Origin of the sequence: Pantoea sp. GABEPS69 (genome assembly GCF_045780835.1) — a bacterium.
Lineage (GTDB): Bacteria > Pseudomonadota > Gammaproteobacteria > Enterobacterales > Enterobacteriaceae > Pantoea > Pantoea septica.
On sequence record NZ_CP118618.1, the window covers coordinates 2,394,863 to 2,409,992 of the forward strand.

At 59.0% G+C, this 15,130-nt stretch carries 18 protein-coding genes; 9 read left to right on the top strand and 9 right to left on the bottom strand.

From position 1 onward, the window contains the following. Nucleotides 1-97 precede the first annotated feature (97 nt). Nucleotides 98-1,045 (top strand): sugar-binding transcriptional regulator, encoded by a 948-nt coding sequence (locus PVE98_RS11740; RefSeq protein WP_096072996.1) that lies wholly within the window; start codon nt 98-100, stop codon nt 1,043-1,045. A 4-nt stretch (nt 1,046-1,049) separates the two neighbouring features. Here the strand turns inward: PVE98_RS11740 and emtA are convergent, their stop codons facing one another. Continuing rightward, complete coding sequence (gene emtA / locus PVE98_RS11745; protein WP_033747752.1) at nt 1,050-1,679, bottom strand: membrane-bound lytic murein transglycosylase EmtA; 630 nt, start codon at nt 1,677-1,679, stop codon at nt 1,050-1,052. A gap of 167 nt (nt 1,680-1,846) precedes the next feature. On the opposite strand from emtA, the gene ldcA reads away from it, so the two are divergent. Both ldcA and PVE98_RS11755 read left to right on the top strand, forming a co-directional pair. Beyond that, nucleotides 1,847-2,773 (top strand): muramoyltetrapeptide carboxypeptidase, encoded by a 927-nt coding sequence (ldcA, locus tag PVE98_RS11750; protein WP_313619853.1) that lies wholly within the window; start codon nt 1,847-1,849, stop codon nt 2,771-2,773. A gap of 22 nt (nt 2,774-2,795) precedes the next feature. Then, nucleotides 2,796-3,458 (top strand): MBL fold metallo-hydrolase, encoded by a 663-nt coding sequence (locus PVE98_RS11755; RefSeq protein ID WP_096072994.1) that lies wholly within the window; start codon nt 2,796-2,798, stop codon nt 3,456-3,458. On the opposite strand, the gene PVE98_RS11760 is transcribed toward PVE98_RS11755, so the two are convergent. From PVE98_RS11760 to PVE98_RS11770, 3 genes are all read right to left on the bottom strand, one after another. Continuing rightward, the gene (locus tag PVE98_RS11760) at nt 3,459-3,872 is read right to left on the bottom strand and encodes an N-acetyltransferase (RefSeq protein WP_033747761.1); all 414 of its coding nucleotides are present in this window, start codon (nt 3,870-3,872) and stop codon (nt 3,459-3,461) included. A 21-nt stretch (nt 3,873-3,893) separates the two neighbouring features. Next, nucleotides 3,894-4,277, bottom strand: coding sequence for a hypothetical protein (locus tag PVE98_RS11765; RefSeq protein WP_033747764.1), 384 nt, complete (start codon nt 4,275-4,277; stop codon nt 3,894-3,896). A 124-nt stretch (nt 4,278-4,401) separates the two neighbouring features. Then, a complete protein-coding gene (locus PVE98_RS11770) occupies nt 4,402-4,626 on the bottom strand; it encodes a YgdI/YgdR family lipoprotein (RefSeq protein ID WP_033747766.1) in 225 nt (74 codons plus the stop codon). A gap of 97 nt (nt 4,627-4,723) precedes the next feature. Here PVE98_RS11770 and PVE98_RS11775 point away from each other — a divergent pair, with 97 nt between their 5' ends. Beyond that, entirely contained in the window at nt 4,724-5,080 is a 357-nt protein-coding gene (locus PVE98_RS11775) for a DUF4186 domain-containing protein (protein WP_033747769.1), read from the top strand. 37 nt (nt 5,081-5,117) lie between these two features. Here PVE98_RS11775 and PVE98_RS11780 read toward each other — a convergent pair whose 3' ends face one another. After that, nucleotides 5,118-5,297, bottom strand: a complete 180-nt coding sequence (locus tag PVE98_RS11780; protein WP_033747773.1) for a hypothetical protein — start codon at nt 5,295-5,297, stop codon at nt 5,118-5,120. A gap of 213 nt (nt 5,298-5,510) precedes the next feature. Here PVE98_RS11780 and PVE98_RS11785 point away from each other — a divergent pair, with 213 nt between their 5' ends. Both PVE98_RS11785 and PVE98_RS11790 read left to right on the top strand, forming a co-directional pair. Beyond that, entirely contained in the window at nt 5,511-5,840 is a 330-nt protein-coding gene (locus PVE98_RS11785) for a hypothetical protein (RefSeq protein ID WP_096072993.1), read from the top strand. 62 nt (nt 5,841-5,902) lie between these two features. Beyond that, complete coding sequence (locus PVE98_RS11790; RefSeq protein ID WP_096072992.1) at nt 5,903-6,466, top strand: hypothetical protein; 564 nt, start codon at nt 5,903-5,905, stop codon at nt 6,464-6,466. A gap of 27 nt (nt 6,467-6,493) precedes the next feature. On the opposite strand, the gene rtcR is transcribed toward PVE98_RS11790, so the two are convergent. Beyond that, on the bottom strand, nt 6,494-8,074 hold the full coding sequence (gene rtcR / locus PVE98_RS11795) for an RNA repair transcriptional activator RtcR (RefSeq protein ID WP_096072991.1): 1,581 nt from the start codon (nt 8,072-8,074) through the stop codon (nt 6,494-6,496). Between the two features lie 186 nt (nt 8,075-8,260). On the opposite strand from rtcR, the gene PVE98_RS11800 reads away from it, so the two are divergent. Continuing rightward, nucleotides 8,261-9,487: an RtcB family protein gene (locus PVE98_RS11800; RefSeq protein ID WP_033747784.1), complete on the top strand. Its 1,227-nt coding sequence runs from the start codon at nt 8,261-8,263 to the stop codon at nt 9,485-9,487. 13 nt (nt 9,488-9,500) lie between these two features. Continuing rightward, entirely contained in the window at nt 9,501-9,788 is a 288-nt protein-coding gene (locus PVE98_RS11805; RefSeq protein ID WP_096072990.1) for a DNA polymerase beta superfamily protein, read from the top strand. 31 nt (nt 9,789-9,819) lie between these two features. Here PVE98_RS11805 and PVE98_RS11810 read toward each other — a convergent pair whose 3' ends face one another. Both PVE98_RS11810 and PVE98_RS11815 read right to left on the bottom strand, forming a co-directional pair. Continuing rightward, nucleotides 9,820-10,026 (bottom strand): DUF2767 family protein, encoded by a 207-nt coding sequence (locus PVE98_RS11810; RefSeq protein ID WP_048785169.1) that lies wholly within the window; start codon nt 10,024-10,026, stop codon nt 9,820-9,822. A 166-nt stretch (nt 10,027-10,192) separates the two neighbouring features. Continuing rightward, a complete protein-coding gene (locus PVE98_RS11815) occupies nt 10,193-12,157 on the bottom strand; it encodes a methyl-accepting chemotaxis protein (RefSeq protein ID WP_096072989.1) in 1,965 nt (654 codons plus the stop codon). 435 nt (nt 12,158-12,592) lie between these two features. Here PVE98_RS11815 and PVE98_RS11820 point away from each other — a divergent pair, with 435 nt between their 5' ends. Further along, the gene (locus PVE98_RS11820) at nt 12,593-13,846 is read left to right on the top strand and encodes an MFS transporter (RefSeq protein WP_096072988.1); all 1,254 of its coding nucleotides are present in this window, start codon (nt 12,593-12,595) and stop codon (nt 13,844-13,846) included. Between the two features lie 26 nt (nt 13,847-13,872). Here PVE98_RS11820 and fucP read toward each other — a convergent pair whose 3' ends face one another. Continuing rightward, entirely contained in the window at nt 13,873-15,099 is a 1,227-nt protein-coding gene (fucP, locus tag PVE98_RS11825) for an L-fucose:H+ symporter permease (RefSeq protein WP_096072987.1), read from the bottom strand. Between the last annotated feature and the right edge of the window lie 31 nt (nt 15,100-15,130).

Here is a 15,130-nt window from a genome sequence, read left to right on the forward strand (position 1 = left end):
GATTGTTTAAAAAGCGAAAAGGATCACAAAATGTCCCGCGTTGTGATTTCCCGCATCCTGGTTAACAATACCAGGCCGACACAGAGAGGAAGGATGAATGGCGAAACAGGATGAGCAACGGCTGATGGTGAAGATTGCCACGCTTTACTACAGCGAAGGGATGAAGCAGTCAGATATCGCGCAGATGCTGAAGTTGTCGCAGTCTTTTGTCTCGCGCATTCTCAACCGCAGCGTGAAAGAGGGCGTGGTGAAGATCAGCGTCGTGCCGCCCGCCAATATCTTTCCGGCGCTGGAGAAGGCGATCGAGCAGAGCTACGGGCTACCGCAGGCGATTGTGGTCGACGTGCCGGAAAACGCCTCTTCGCAGCAGATCAAGCAGGCGATCGGCTCGGCGGCGGCGCACTATCTGGAGACGCGGCTGCGCACCGACGAGCTGATCGGCATCTCCTCCTGGAGCGGCACCATCCGCGCCATGGTGGATGCGCTGCACCCCTTTAACGCCGCCTGCAAAGGGGTAATCCAGCTGCTGGGCGGCGTCGGCGCCAACGGCAACGTGCAGGCGACGATTCTGACGCAGAATCTCGCGGCGCTGCTGAACTGCCCTTCCTGGCTACTGCCTTCGCAGTCGATCGAGCACTCGGTGCAGGATCGCCAGCGGCTGGCAGCCAACCCGGACGTTGCGGAGGTGCTGGAGAAGTTTGATCAGGTGGATCTGGCGATCGTCGGCATCGGCGATCTGGAGCCGTCGGCGCTGCTGCGTAACTCCGGCAACTATTATGACGAGGAGATGCTGCGCACCCTGGCGCAGCGCGGCGCGGTAGGCGATATCTGCCTGCACTACTTCGACGCGCAGGGCGAACCGGTGCTGAGCGCGGAAGAGGATCCGGTCATCGGCATGGAGCTGGCGCAGGTGCGCAGCTGCGCGCAGGTGGTGGCGCTGGCGGGCGGCAAAGAGAAGGCGCACGCCATTCGCGGCGCGCTGCGCGGCGGCTACGTCAACGTGCTGATCGTCGATTACCCCACCGCGCGGCTGCTGGTGGAGTAAAGCGTTAAATGGTGCGGTACGCCGTGGTGACCTTCCACAGGTAGCGCGGCGCCTGCGCGGCAGGATGCTTGTTCTGAACGTGCTGGTAGAACTCGTCCGGCGACATGGCGTTGATCATGGCGATAGCCCGGTCGCGGTCGCGGGAAAAGGTGCGCAGCAGCGCGCCCGCGCCGTTGGCGTAAGAGACGATAGTGGCGTAGCGCAGCGTCAGCGGGTCGCGAATGCCGGAGAGCGCCGACTCCTGCAGGATCTTGATGTAGGCGGCGCCGATATCGATATTTTTCGCCGGATCGCGCAGCTCAGCGTTCGACGGCTGACCGCGGCGCCCCTGCACGCGATAGACTTCCCTGCCCGCCGTCGCGGCTTTAATCTGCATCAGTCCCACCGCATTTGAGCGGCTGACGACGCCGGGATTACCGCCCGATTCGACAGTAATAATGGCGCTGAGCAGTTTCTCATCAACGCCATAATGACTGGCGGCATCTTCGGTGAACATCGCCCAGGTGGCGTTGATATTCGACGGCGGCGCCTGAGTAAGCGGCGTGTTTCGTTGCTTAACGACCTGTTTTGACGGTTCGCTGGCGCAGCCCGCCAGCAGCAGCGCGGAAAGGGCAAGGTATCGAAATTTCACCAATTTTTCATCCTGATGCAGTGTGGTCGCAGGCTATCATACCTGGCGCGCGCCGCAGCAAAATTACCGTTTATCCTAATTGCGTAAAAAACCGTGTCGCGCAGTGACTTCCGTCGCGCTTTTCGTCATCATCGGCCAGTTAATCGCCCGCTAACCGCAGGAATAGCCTTATGATTTCTCGTTCCGTCCATCTCATTTCGCCCTCCGGATATTGTCACAACCAGCCTGCCGCCTGGCGCGGCGTCGAACGGCTGCGCGCGGCGGGCCATCAGGTCGATAATCTGGAAACCATCGGCCGCCGCTTTCAGCGTTTCGCCGGCACCGACGCCGAACGCCTCGCCGAATTCAACCGGCTGGCGCAGCTCGAGGCGCTGCCCGACATCGTGCTGGCGGTGCGCGGCGGCTACGGCGCCAGCCGCCTGCTGGCGCAGATCGACTACGTCGGGCTGCAGCACCGCCTGCTGAATCAGCCGCTGGCGCTGTGCGGCCACAGCGATTTCACCGCGCTGCAGCTCGCCCTGCTGGCGCAGACCGGCCTTATCAGCTTTAGCGCGCCGATGCTGGCCGGCAATTTCGGCGCGGAGGTTTTATCTGATTTTACCCTGTCGCACTTCTGGCAGGCGCTGACTTCGCCTACAGTCAATGTTGGCTGGCGCAGCGAGACGCCGGACGCCGGCGAGTGGCAAGGCACGCTGTGGGGCGGCAATCTGGCGATGATCTGCTCGCTGATCGGCACCCCCTGGCTGCCGCAGTTCGACGACGGCATTCTGGTGATCGAGGATGTGAATGAGCATCCGTTCCGCATCGAGCGCATGCTGATCCAGCTGCAGCAGAGCGGCATCCTGGCGCGGCAGCGCGCCATCATCACCGGCAGCTTTACCAGCAGCGCGCTCAGCGACTATGACAACGGGTTTGACTTCGCCAGCGTCTGGCAATATCTGCGCGACGTCACCGGCCTGCCGGTGATAAGCGATCTGGCCTTTGGCCACGATGCGGATACCGTCACGCTGCCGCTTGGCACGCGCGCCCGTCTGCGCGTGGCGAATCATCAGGCCGAACTGCAGGCCACTGGCCATCCCGTATTACCCGAGCATTAAGCCGTTCTCAGGGAGATCGCCATTGAAGCCGCTGTACGACGATTTGTGGATCTCCACGCCGGAATTTCCGGAGGAAGATGCCGTTAACGATTTAATGATGCACGGCTTTATGCTGCGCCATCCGCGCGGCAACCTGCTGATTGGCCGCGTGGAGCACCCGCTCGATCATGAGGTGCTGGCCGACGAGGGCGGCGTGATCCGCCACTACCTGACACACTGGCACGAAGCGGCGCCCGGCGCCGCCGCGATCCAGCAGCGCTTCAACAGCGCGCTCTACTGCCACAGCCGCTCTCTCGGCCCCGTCAGCCGGGTGCTGGAGCCGGACGACACCTTCAGCCAGCAGGAGACGCACTTCGGCGACGTCCACCTGCTGCCGACGCCGGGCCATACGCCAGGCAGCAGCAGCATTCTCTACCATTCGCCGCTGGGTCGCAGCTATCTGTTCGTCGGCGACACCCTGACGCGCGATCACCATCGCTGGATTACGGTGCTGGTGGCGGACAGCAATCCGCACGAGCTAAAGCAGTCGCTGGAGTTTTACCGCACGCTGCGGCCCGATGTGGTGCTGATGAGCACCACGCGCGGCCATCTGTCATGGGTCGAGGTGACGCTGCAAAGCTGGCTGGCGGCGATTGACGAGGCGGAGCAGCAGCCGCTGGATATGCGCCAGCAGCCGCCTTTTTGATTACAGCGCCTTGCTGAGATAGTGACGCTGATGGTGACGCGGATAGTTATCCAGGCTGAAACGCAGGCTGTAACCTAACTTTTCATAGAACGGGCGCGCCTGAAAGCTGGCGGTATCGACCTGCGCATAGCGGCAGCCGCGTCGGCGCGCCTCCTCTTCTGCCGCTCTGATCAGCTGGGTGCCGACGCCCTGCCCGCGCAGCGCGTCGCTGACCCACAGCATATCGATACGCAACCAGTTGCCGGTGGTTGAGCCGGTCAGCCCCGCCCGTTTTTTGCCGTGCTCATCAGTGACGAACACGCCGATGGCTTTGATCTCGTCGATATTGATAAAGCGGCTGTTGAAGGCGTTCAGGCCGAGGCGTACCTCATCCAGATCCTGATGCGTGACCGCATCGGTAACGTTCAGTTGCATAGACTCTCCGGCTAAAGCAGGTTAAGAGTGCGGATGGGCGCGATCGTCGTAGGGCTCCAGCGATAACTGGTCGACATCGCGCGTTTCGCTACGGCTACAGGGTAACAGCCGGTTACTGTCGCGGTAAACGAAGAAGGTCTCGTCGCTCGCTTTGTTGACGATCAGCTGGTCGCCGTTGCGGAAGCGGGTAATGGCGACGCTGTCGCCGCCCTTTAGTCGGGTATGCTGCTGGCCGGCGGCAATCTGAAAATGGTGCTGCGGCCAGGTAAGCGTGCTCAATCCATAGGCGGCGCGCGAAATGGTCATGGTGGGACGGCCGGGACAGGTGATCTGGAACTGGGTTTCGCTCCAGGCGGGCGCAATGGCGCAGCTCAGCAAACCAAGTGTGAGCAAAGTCGCTTTCATTATCTTCAGGCTCCGTCGAAGTTATGCTCTGATTTAGTTAACTATTTTTAGAATAACACAGCAGACGGCAGGGAAAAACGAAACGGCCCGCGCAGGGCGGGCCGAAGTGTGACAAAAGCTGTCGTTAGTTACCGACCTGCGACATATCTTTGATGCTGTCGCGATTGATTTGCTGCTCTTTACCGTAGACGTCTTTGTAGGTGATCATACCGGTGTCGTCATCCACCTTCGGCTTGCCCTGCGCCACAATAGTGCGGCCGTCGTTGGTGTGCAGCACGTGGTCATTCGCGCAGCCGGCCAGCATCAGGCCCGCGCTCAGGATACCGATAGCCATAACTGTTTTTTTCATACTTCCTCCTTCCTGGGTTCGCTTTAGGTTTAGCACAGCCTCACCAAAGCGAAACCAGGAAGAGGCTTAAAACGCATTGATTCCTAAAGGAGATCCTATGGACCGGCAAGATGCCCTGTTTCAGCGGCTGGCGCAGTCGCCGTTTCGGCGGCGCTTTCATCTGGGCGTAAAGGAGCGTGAATACTGTCTGGCGAAAGGGCCAGAGGTGATCGATCGGCATGCGGCGGATTTTGTCGCGCAGCGACTGGCGCAGGCGGAGCCGAAGAATGACGGTAAGCAGACGCCGATGCGCGGCCATCCGGTGTTTATCGCCCAGCACGCTACGGCGACCTGCTGTCGCGGCTGCCTGGCGAAGTGGCACGGCATCGCTGCTCATCAGCCGCTGGACGACGCGCAGCAGGCGTGGATTGTCAGCGTGATCCACCGCTGGCTGGTGAGTGAGATGAACCGTTAAAAGCCCGGCGCCGCATCATGCAGCCCCGGGCTGACGTTTATTCCGCCGCAACCTCGGCGGCGACCAGCATTAACGCCAGCGAGGCGTCCTCCTCGTCGTATCCCTGCATAACATCGCGGATCGCCGCCACGCAGGAGATCACCTGCTGCTTCTTTTCCGCTTCAAGCCTCTCGATCGCATGACGGATAATCATTAGACTGGCTTCTTCTTCTTTCATTCAGTTTCCCTTAAATCGCCCAACTGGTGCGCAAAGATGGCAAGAATACCTTTAATGTGCTACTCAAGTCACCCTCTGGCACGTTTAACGCTTAACTATTAATCGAACTGCAAATGGGATGCCGCGCCAGACCTGCTATGATCACAATAGCCGGGACGCAACGCGTCAAAATCAGCGCCACGGGATACCCAGGGATCGAAGCAGGTACAGGATATGTTGCGACTCACTGTTTTCACTTTTATTACGCTGCTTGCCGGCTGCGCGTCCGGCCCAAAAGGGGTCGAGTGCGCTGGCGAAGTCAGCACCATTTACGGCCAGCCGATGGGGCAGACGCAGGCGACGATTTTCGACCTGGTCAGCGCCTTCACCGTCAGCCGCGACGGCGTTAACGTGCAGAGTGGGACACTGCAGTCGCTGGATCGTTTCAAATATGTCCCCTCCGCCGTCACCGCCGAAGGCTACTATGCCCAGCGGCTGTCCGATAAGCAGTTCCGCCTGATCAATCCGCACGAAGACACCATGATCACCTGGACGTGCCCTTAGGCGTGCGTCCGGCGGCCAGATAGTTTATTGTCGTGGCTCGTCAGGCTGCAGGCTCACCCTCCATGGAAAAGCGACTGGATAACAACGGCTACATCGATTTCCCCTTCCCCGCCACGCGCAACGAGGACGGTTCGCTGAACCCGTGCGGCATCGATCTTACGCTGCAGACAGAGCGTATCGACGAGATTGCGGTGCTGGCGCAGTCGGCGAATCTGCGGCGTCTGCTGGAAGAGATTAATCTGCAGGATGGGCTGTTTATGACGCTGGCGTGCGACTGGCAGCAGCGCACCGATGCGGTGTGCGGCTTTATCGATTTCGCCTTTCGTCCCGACCTGCCGGTCGCCCAACACGAGACGCTGACCCTCGACCAGGCTTTCGAACGCTACCTGCGCGAGCAGGCGACGCAGCACGATATGCAGCCGGAGGCGTTAATTAACTACGCCCGCTGCGTGCTGGACTGGGGCTGGTCGCCGCTGCGTCAGCGCGCACGGGAGTATGAAAAGGTAACGGTGATGTACTACTGCCAGCAGCGCGACGAGGCGGAGTGGTGCCTCGATCACCTGCGGCATTTCCTGGTGAGCTGGTATCCCGCCAGCCGCCAGGGAGTGCTGGCGCAGCAGGCATAGCGCCTGGCGGCGCGGCCTGAAGCAGGTTTATTCCTTATGCGTCTGCGTCTCCTCCCAGCTTAAATCAAAACGCTTAAGGTATTTGCGCAAGCGATCCGCATCGTTTGGCTGCTTTTTTTGCTGGCGGGAGATGGCGAAAAGCTCACGTCCGGCTTCAGAGAGCGAGGCTGAACGTCGACACACCGCAAGGACCGTTTCCAGCTGCGCGCGATCGAACAGGTCGATCGCCTGCTTAACCGGCAGAGAGGCTTGCGGTTGCTCGGGCGTCTGCCAGGTGTCCTGTAGTCGGCCAATCTCCTCCTCCACCAGCGATGCGGTAATGCGGCCATTTTCAGCGAGCGTGGCCATCCGCGCGACGCTCGCCCCGAGTTCGCGAAAGTTGCCGCGCCAGGCGGCGGTCTCTGAGCTGGCGAAGCTCAGGTAGCGGGTGCGCGCCTCTTTATCGAAGCGTATCTGGCTGCGATTGTCGCGAATAAAGCGCTGCAGTTCGTAATCGACATTAGGCTCGATATCCTCCCGCCGCTCAGCAAGGCCAGGCAGCCGGAATGTCCACATATTGATACGCGCGTAGAGATCCTCCCGAAAGCGCCCTTCCCTGACCCACTGGCGCATATCGCGGTGCGTGCCGGCGATCAGTTGAAAATCGCTGCTCACTTCGCGGTCTGCGCCAAAGGGAAAAAAGCGTTTCTCTTCAATCGCGCGCAGCAGCATCGCCTGTTCATCCAGACCCAGCTCGGCAATTTCGTCCAGAAACAGAATGCCGCCGTCCGCTTCGCGCAGCAGACCCGCGCGCGCAGCCAGCGCGCCGGTAAAGGCTCCTTTCACATGGCCAAACAGGGTAGACATCGCGTTATCGCCGCGCAGCGTCGCGCAGTTCACCGCCACAAACTTTCCCTGCACCTGATGACGAGACTGGCGCAGCTGGAAAATGCGCTCGGCCAGAAAGGATTTACCCGCGCCCGTTGGCCCGGTTAGCAGCACCGGGGCGCTTGAGCGCTGCGCGACGCGTTCAATCTGTTCGATAAGCGCATTAAAGGTCGGGTTGCGGGTTTCGATGCCCGATTTGAGAAAAGAGAGCGAGCTCTGCTGCTCGCGCTGAAAGCGGCTGGTTAAAGTGGCATAGCGACTCAAATCGAGATCGATAACTGAATAGACCCCCTGCGGCGTTGCTTCGCCCTGCTGTCCTGGGCCGGTCTGTAACAGGCTGGCGGGCAGGTAGCGCGCTTCCGTGAGCAAAAACCAGCAAATCTGCGCCACATGCGTTCCGGTGGTGATGTGCACCAGATACTCTTCATTCTCGGTGTCAAAAGGATAGCGCGTAGCAAAATCGAGAAACGCGCTGTACACCTCTTCAAAATCCCAGGGATCATTGAGGCTGACCTCATGCGGGATCACCTTCGTGCGCGGCGAGACGGTGGCAATGTCCTCTGCCAGTCGTTGCGCCAGGCTCAGGTCGCGCGGCTGATGCAGCAGTTCAAAACGGTCAATGGGCAGCTCATCGTGCTGACACAGCGCCACGCTGGGACGCCACTTCGTCCAGCGATGTTCACGCTTGCCGCGTCTGTCGAGCTGCGTGCCCAGAACGCCGATAACCACGCGTTTTTTCATCTCTTATCCTTTTGTATAAAAGCCTATCCAGCGGGATAAGATTATCGCTCCTGACAGGGTCTGGCAAATTCTCGCTGTAAATTTAAATCTATTAAATTTAATCGCTTAGGTTTATTTTTCACTAATTACTGTTTTTGGCACGCTATTCGCTATGTATAACGACACGCATACAGCAACGAAGAAAAAATGATGAAACCTCAATTTGACCTGCTCCAGTCTGGCGCCGGCGCGCCGATAAAAATGTGGACACAAGGGGTCCCCGTCGAGCCAGAAGCCAAACAGCAGCTGCTGAATACGGCCAGCATGCCGTTTATTTTTAAACACATGGCCGTTATGCCTGATGTGCATCTGGGGAAAGGCTCCACCATTGGCAGCGTGATCCCGACGCTGGGCGCCATTATTCCGGCGGCCGTCGGCGTCGACATCGGCTGTGGCATGATCGCGGTACGCACCTCGCTGGTGGCAGCCGATTTGCCTGACAGCCTGCTGGGCCTGCGCAGCGCCATCGAGCAAGCCGTGCCGCACGGGCGCAGCAGCAGCCGAGGCAAACGGGATAAAGGAGCATGGCATGAGACGCCGTCTGACGTCGATGCGCACTGGTCGCGGCTGGCCGGACGATTTAAGCGCCTGACAGAGCGCTATCCGCAGCTGCTGAAAACCAATAACCACCAGCATCTGGGAACGCTCGGCACAGGCAACCACTTTATCGAGATCTGCCTCGATCAGGCCGATCGGGTCTGGGTGATGCTGCACAGCGGCTCGCGCGGCGTGGGCAATGCGATCGGCACGCTGTTTATTGCGCTGGCGCAGAAAGATATGCAGCAACATATTGCCCATCTTCCCGATCGCAATCTCGCCTATTTCCGCGAAGGCAGTCGTCATTATGACGACTATCTGGAGGCGGTGGGCTGGGCGCAGGATTATGCGCACCACAACCGCGAGGTGATGATGAATCGGGTGCTGGCAGCGCTGTCCGCCACGATCACCAAACCCTTCGCCACCCATCAGGAGGCGGTGAACTGCCATCACAACTATGTGCAGAAAGAGAAGCACTTTAATCAGCAGGTACTGATTACGCGCAAGGGCGCGGTGTCGGCGCAGCAGGGCGAGATGGGCATTATTCCCGGCTCGATGGGCGCCAAAAGCTTTATCGTGCGCGGCCTGGGCAATGAAGAGAGCTTCTGCTCATGCAGCCACGGCGCGGGACGCACCATGAGCCGCACTGCCGCTAAAAATCGTTTTACTCTCGACGATCAGATCCGCGCCACGGCCCACGTTGAGTGTCGTAAAGATCGTGACGTCATTGATGAAATACCGATGGCCTACAAAGATATTGATGCCGTTATGGCGGCACAGTCCTCGCTGGTGGAGATCGTTCACACGCTGCGCCAGGTGGTCTGCGTAAAAGGATAAAAGGAAAAGAAGGATGAAAACAGAAACGGGATTACACGGCGTCGACGAGTCAATGCGCGCCCGCGTTCGCGCTGTTCTGGCGCAAACGGAAGCCGAGCAACTCGAGGATATTACCGAACTGCTTAGCGCCAAACAGCGCGCCGGCAAGACGCAATTCGGGCCGCGTCGCCCGGTGCTGCACGCCTTTATCGAGCATGAACTGGCGCGTGCTGAAGCGACGCTCGCTCCGCCGCCTCACAAACAGGATGATACATTGCTGGATGCGCTGCTGTTTAAAACCGTGATGGGCAAGGTTGCTTAAAAGGGATCTCACGCCGCGGCGCCGCCAGCGTTTAAGGCTTAACCAGACGGATCGCGTGCTCCAGCATCCGCTGCTCATCGCGCTCGCTGTGGGAGCGGTGCTGCCGCGCGCGTTTCAGCAGCGCGGAAATCTCTTCCCGTTTGGTCTCATGGCCCGATTCGGCCAGCACGACCACCGCATCGCCAATGACCCGGCAGACTTCGTCGTAATCATCTTCATTTAATGCATCGCGCTTCATCGCTCCTCCTGTCAGGCTTCGCCAGTCGTCGTAAAAGAGTATTCAGAAACAGTAGTCAGGATCGTCGCGCGCCGCAAACCTGCGGCGGGCGGAACAGCATCTGAGGCTTAGGGCTTCGCTTCGCCATCGGCGCAGCTCTTCTCCAGAGAGCTGCGCCGGTTGTGCCTTACCGGCGGGTTGAGAGCGTTTGCAGCACTTTCAGCTCCGCCACCGCTTCCTGCATGGCGTCCATGCCAGCGGTCAGGGTGCGCAGGCTATCCAGCTGTTTCGTCATGTCTGCGCGTTCCTCGCGCGTGCGATGGCTCATCGCCGCGATGGTATCGGCCGCGTGGATGCTGCGCTCGGCCATATAGGTGGCGGTTTGCACCGTATTGGTGGCCACGTCACGAATGCGTGAAATGGTGCTCACCGCATCGTTGATATTGCTTGCTGTGGCTTCCGCCTGCTCTTTAGACGAGTGGGCCAGACGGCGCACTTCGCCCGCCACCACGGCGAATCCCCTGCCCGCTTCGCCCGCGCGCGCCGCTTCAACCGCCGCGTTCAGCGCCAGAATATTGGTCTGGAAAGCGATATTGCTGATGCCATGCGTAATGACATTGATGCCGTTTGATATCTCCTCCAGATCGTCCAGCCCTTCGCCTAAACGGCCCTGTGCCTGCTGGCTCTCTCTGGCGAGATCGCTGATGGCGCGGATAGCGCTTTCAGCCATGGTAAGCGCTTCGTTCTGGCTCTGGGTCGCCGCTTCCAGCACCGGCAACGCCTTCACGATAGGCGCCAGCTCCTGCTGATAATTCACCACGCGCGCCAGCACGCCCGACTGCACGCGGTTCAGCGCCTCCCAGCGACGCAGCGCGCGCTGGGCGTAATGCGCCGCATAGCTGGCATACTCCACGGGAAATTGCGCCATCGCATTGGCGTCGTGATTAAAAAATACCAGCGCAGAGAGGGTCTGATTGATTGGCACGCCCAGGATTTCGCCGAAGCTGGAGAAGCCGGCGGCGGGAATGCCTTTAAAGAAGTGGGCGTCGTGTAGCCGATCGGCGTTGCCTGCGCGGCGCAGTATGCAGTCGTTCATCAGGATCGCCGCCGGTTTGCCGTGGCGCCCGGTAAACGCCTGCCAGTCACGCAGCGTCGCCTGCTTAAAATCGGTTTCGCGCATCAGATAGAGCCGGTCGCCGAATTCCAGGTCACAAAAAAATTGCACGCTGTGGCTCGTCATTTTCGCCACGGAGCGAATAAAGAACGCCTCGCCTACCTTTACGGCGAAGGTCAATCCTTTCAGCCGCTCGGTAAGCTGCTGCTCATTGCACGCCAGATGTTCCGCCAGCGCCTGGGTAAACGGCTGCTGCTGCCCCTGCTGATTGAACACCGAAGTCAGGGTGCGCGTTATGGGATCGGCTTCCGCGATTAACCAGCTCTTGCTCAGCGGCTCAAAGTTCTGGCTTTTAAAAGGCGCAAAGGATTTGCCCGCCGCCATGCGACAGAAAACGATCACCGCTTTCCCCTGCAGCACGCGACCGCCTACGCCGATCCAGGTGCCGTCGAAGGTGACGCGCCCGCCCGCCGAGCCGCCAATCGCCAGGCAGGGAAAGCGGCCGCTGTTGTACCAGGCCTGCATCAAAAAGCCTTCCGACGCCGAGAGCCCGTCGCAGTAGATCATGGCAAAGGTGCGATCGGCAGAGAGCGGCATGCGCAGCTTCAGCGCGGCCAGCTCCCGCTCAATCGCGCTGATGCGATCGGTCGCCGTATGGGTGTCACTGAGATGCAGGTCAACGATATGGGTTTCATGTTCCGCAATCAGGCTGCGGGGCAGCCAGAGCCAGCTCCCCTCCTGGCCATCCCCTTTGCAGTAGGTGGTCTGCCTGCCGCTGGCGCTGAGCGCGCCGTTAGAGGAGAGCGTAACCACGGTTAAATCCGCCGAGGTAAAGCGCTGCCAGGCCTGGCTGACCTTCTGGAAATCGGCCTCGGGCGGCACGAACGTCAGCAACACCCCTGCCGCGCGCGGGCTGAGGCCTGCCGCAGAGAGCGAGGCCGGCAGGCTCTCGCAGTTAAAAATACCGTTAGCGGGCTGAGACGCGCCTGCGAAACCTGAACCGAAAAAGCGTTTACCCATTGTCTTGAGAGCAGACATATTATTATTTCCACTGTAATTAAAAGGCGTGCATAGGCTGGTGTTGTAAAAAAAAGGAGGGCTAAAAGCAGGTCCGTTCGCAATCAGTACTCATGATCCCTACTCAGCGTTAAAGGATGCGCTGAAGATGTGTTATCGACTCATATGGCGATAGCTTCAGCTATTAATGTGATTGGCATCACTGATAAGAGGAGTTAAATATGCATTGAGAAGAGCGGATTGATCGTTACCAGTGCTTACTTCCGCATTTAATTATCTGCTTCGCGCTTTACCTTATATTTCGCTGCAATTGAGAGTCTTCACATCATAAGCTGACGAATTAAACAGTCTGATAACATTCCCCTTGCCGCAGCTGAATAATAATCTTATTAATATTTAATTACTTATAACAAAAAACATCCCAGCGTGTTAATAAAACCATTACAAGGATAAAGTATGCCGACTAAACACGCCGTTGCCGCGAGCGCGGAACAGGGTCTGTTCCAGACGTTAAAATCCTTTCCAGCGACTGTTCATGCGCTGCTCTTTTTTACGCTTGTCATACGGTTTAGCTATTTTATGGCGTGGCCGTTTATCGCCGTGATCATGACGCAAAATTATCACCTGTCGCCGATCGCCATTGGCATGGCGATGACCAGCAGCGCGCTGTTCTCGGTGGTGCTGGGTATGTATGGCGGGCAGCTATCGGATCGGCTGGGTCGCCGCGTGATCCTGCTGCTGGGCTGCGCCTTTTCCGCGCTGGGATATATCATCCTGGCGCAGGCCACCGGGCTGGGGCTGTTTATCTTCGGCCTGATGATTATCGGCGTCTCCTTTGCGTGGGTCGATCCTCCTTTGCGCGCGCTGATGAGCGATTTGCTGGGCGATCGTCGTCGCCGCGCGCTTGCTCTGCAAATGCGCTACTACCTGATTAACGTCGCGGCGGTGTTTGGTCCGCTGGTGGGGATCGTCTTTGGCCTGACCTCGCAAAAGGGAACCTTCCTGATAACCGGACTGAGCTACCTGCCTTTTTTCGCGTACGTGCTGCTGTTTATCCCGGCGGGTAAACTGCTGAGCGAGCAGCAGGCTGGCAGCGAGCCGCCGGTAAAACTGAACCAGATGATGGGTATTATCGCCAGAGATAAAACCTATATTGCAGCGCTGCTGTGCAGCATTTTATGCAGCGTGGTGTTTATCCATTATGAAGCCATACTGCCTCAGTACCTGCTGTTGCTTGACGGCCACGCGGCGGTGAAGCTGATCACCCTGATACTGGTCACGAATGCCTGTACCGTGCTGCTGTTTCAGACATTTATTGTGCGGTTTCTGGCGCAGATTAACCTGCCGAAACGCATTCTGTTGGGCGGCCTTATTTTCGCGGTATCGCAGCTCCTTTTTTTTTCCGTGCGTTCGACGGAAATCTGGCTGTGGCTGGCGGTCACCGGCGTCTTTAGCCTGGGGGAGGCGATTCTTATGCCGAACCTGAACATTCTGCTCGATCAACTGGCGCCGGCAAAGCATAGAGGCGCCTACCTGGGCGCTTCTATGCTGTCGACGCTGGGGATCGCTGCCGGACCGTTGCTCGGCGGCGTGATGCTGGCGCTGACCGGCGCCGGCGTCTTTATCTGCACCGCCTTGCTCAGCCTGATGCTCTGCGTCCTTATTTACGTCTTCAGGATCCGCATCCTGACCCGGCTGCAGGATGCATAATAAGGCGCAGAGAGCTTTCCTCGCGGTTACGCCTGCTTCCGCTGCCGCAGCGCATAAACCAGCACCACGCCAAAGCAGAGCAGCGGCAGACTATAAGCCACGGCGGTGCTGACATGGTCGGAAATCAGCCCCATGAAATAGGGCATAATCGCCCCGCCGACAATCGCCATAATCATAAACGAGCTTGCCTGTTTGGTGGCCGGGCCGAGATTTTTGACGCCCATGGCGAAGATGGTCGGGAACATCGTCGACATAAAGAAGAAGATAGCGATCAGCGCCACGACTGAGACATCCCCTGCGCCCAGCATCACCACGGCGCAAAGCACGATATTGATCAGCGCATAGGCCGCCAGCATCGCGGCCGGTTTGACCCTGCCCATCAGCCAGGTGGAGAAGAAGCGGCCCAGCATAAAGCAGATCATCGCCACCGACAGCATATAAGAGGCGCTCTGGTTGGTGACGCCATGCCAGTGCTCGGTGGCGTAGTTAATAAAGAACGCGCCCACCCCAACCTGCGCCGCAACATAAAAGAACTGCGCAATCACGCCGCCGACGAAATGCTTTTGCTGCCATAAGGTCGCGCCGGGCTGCTGGACATGCGCGCTGGCGGCCTCGCGAATATCGGGCAAAGCGGTGCGTTTAAACAGCAGCGCAATGGCAATGACCACAAACGCGATAACCACGTAGGTGATTTTGACGCTCTCCTGCGCCGCCTGCTGGCTGGCATGGGTAAAGAACAGCGAGCCGCCGATCATCGGCCCGACAAACTGTCCGAGGCCGTTAAAGGACTGCGCCAGATTGAGGCGTCGCTCCGCCCCGCTGGCATCGCCCAGCACCGTGGCATAGGGGTTCGCGGCGGTTTCAAGGCAGCCAAGCCCGGAGGCCAGCACGAACAGCGCAAAGAGAAAGACCGAGAAGTTATTGACCATCGCCGCCGGCACGAACAGCAGCGCGCCAAGGGCGTAGAGCGATAATCCCGCCAGGATCCCGGCCTTGTAGCCGTGACGCTGCATAAAATAACCGGCCGGCAGCGCCACGATAAAATAGGCGCCGAAATAGGCCGCCTGCAATAATCCCGATTGCGCTTTGGTGACGCTTAACGTCTCCTGAAAATGTTTATTGAGTACATCCAGCAGGCCGTAGGAGACGCCCCACATAAAAAACAGGGTGGTAATCAGCATGAACGCCCAGCGCAGGCTAATAGTTCCCCCGACGCCGATATTTTCCGGCGTCTCGACGCGTTGTATTGCCATGGTTATATCCTCGTAGCGTAGAGTCGGTAAG

What these genes read in the sequence shown, in the direction of transcription:
- PVE98_RS11740 (WP_096072996.1), top strand. Translation starts at nt 98, where the DNA reads ATGGCGAAACAGGATGAGCAACGGCTGATGGTGAAGATTGCCACGCTT.
- ldcA (WP_313619853.1), top strand. Translation starts at nt 1,847, where the DNA reads ATGATTTCTCGTTCCGTCCATCTCATTTCGCCCTCCGGATATTGTCAC.
- PVE98_RS11760 (WP_033747761.1), bottom strand. Translation starts at nt 3,872, where the DNA reads ATGCAACTGAACGTTACCGATGCGGTCACGCATCAGGATCTGGATGAG.
- PVE98_RS11765 (WP_033747764.1), bottom strand. Translation starts at nt 4,277, where the DNA reads ATGAAAGCGACTTTGCTCACACTTGGTTTGCTGAGCTGCGCCATTGCG.
- PVE98_RS11770 (WP_033747766.1), bottom strand. Translation starts at nt 4,626, where the DNA reads ATGAAAAAAACAGTTATGGCTATCGGTATCCTGAGCGCGGGCCTGATG.
- PVE98_RS11775 (WP_033747769.1), top strand. Translation starts at nt 4,724, where the DNA reads ATGGACCGGCAAGATGCCCTGTTTCAGCGGCTGGCGCAGTCGCCGTTT.
- PVE98_RS11780 (WP_033747773.1), bottom strand. Translation starts at nt 5,297, where the DNA reads ATGAAAGAAGAAGAAGCCAGTCTAATGATTATCCGTCATGCGATCGAG.
- PVE98_RS11785 (WP_096072993.1), top strand. Translation starts at nt 5,511, where the DNA reads ATGTTGCGACTCACTGTTTTCACTTTTATTACGCTGCTTGCCGGCTGC.
- PVE98_RS11790 (WP_096072992.1), top strand. Translation starts at nt 5,903, where the DNA reads ATGGAAAAGCGACTGGATAACAACGGCTACATCGATTTCCCCTTCCCC.
- rtcR (WP_096072991.1), bottom strand. Translation starts at nt 8,074, where the DNA reads ATGAAAAAACGCGTGGTTATCGGCGTTCTGGGCACGCAGCTCGACAGA.
- PVE98_RS11800 (WP_033747784.1), top strand. Translation starts at nt 8,261, where the DNA reads ATGATGAAACCTCAATTTGACCTGCTCCAGTCTGGCGCCGGCGCGCCG.
- PVE98_RS11805 (WP_096072990.1), top strand. Translation starts at nt 9,501, where the DNA reads ATGAAAACAGAAACGGGATTACACGGCGTCGACGAGTCAATGCGCGCC.
- PVE98_RS11810 (WP_048785169.1), bottom strand. Translation starts at nt 10,026, where the DNA reads ATGAAGCGCGATGCATTAAATGAAGATGATTACGACGAAGTCTGCCGG.
- PVE98_RS11815 (WP_096072989.1), bottom strand. Translation starts at nt 12,157, where the DNA reads ATGTCTGCTCTCAAGACAATGGGTAAACGCTTTTTCGGTTCAGGTTTC.
- PVE98_RS11820 (WP_096072988.1), top strand. Translation starts at nt 12,593, where the DNA reads ATGCCGACTAAACACGCCGTTGCCGCGAGCGCGGAACAGGGTCTGTTC.
- fucP (WP_096072987.1), bottom strand. Translation starts at nt 15,099, where the DNA reads ATGGCAATACAACGCGTCGAGACGCCGGAAAATATCGGCGTCGGGGGA.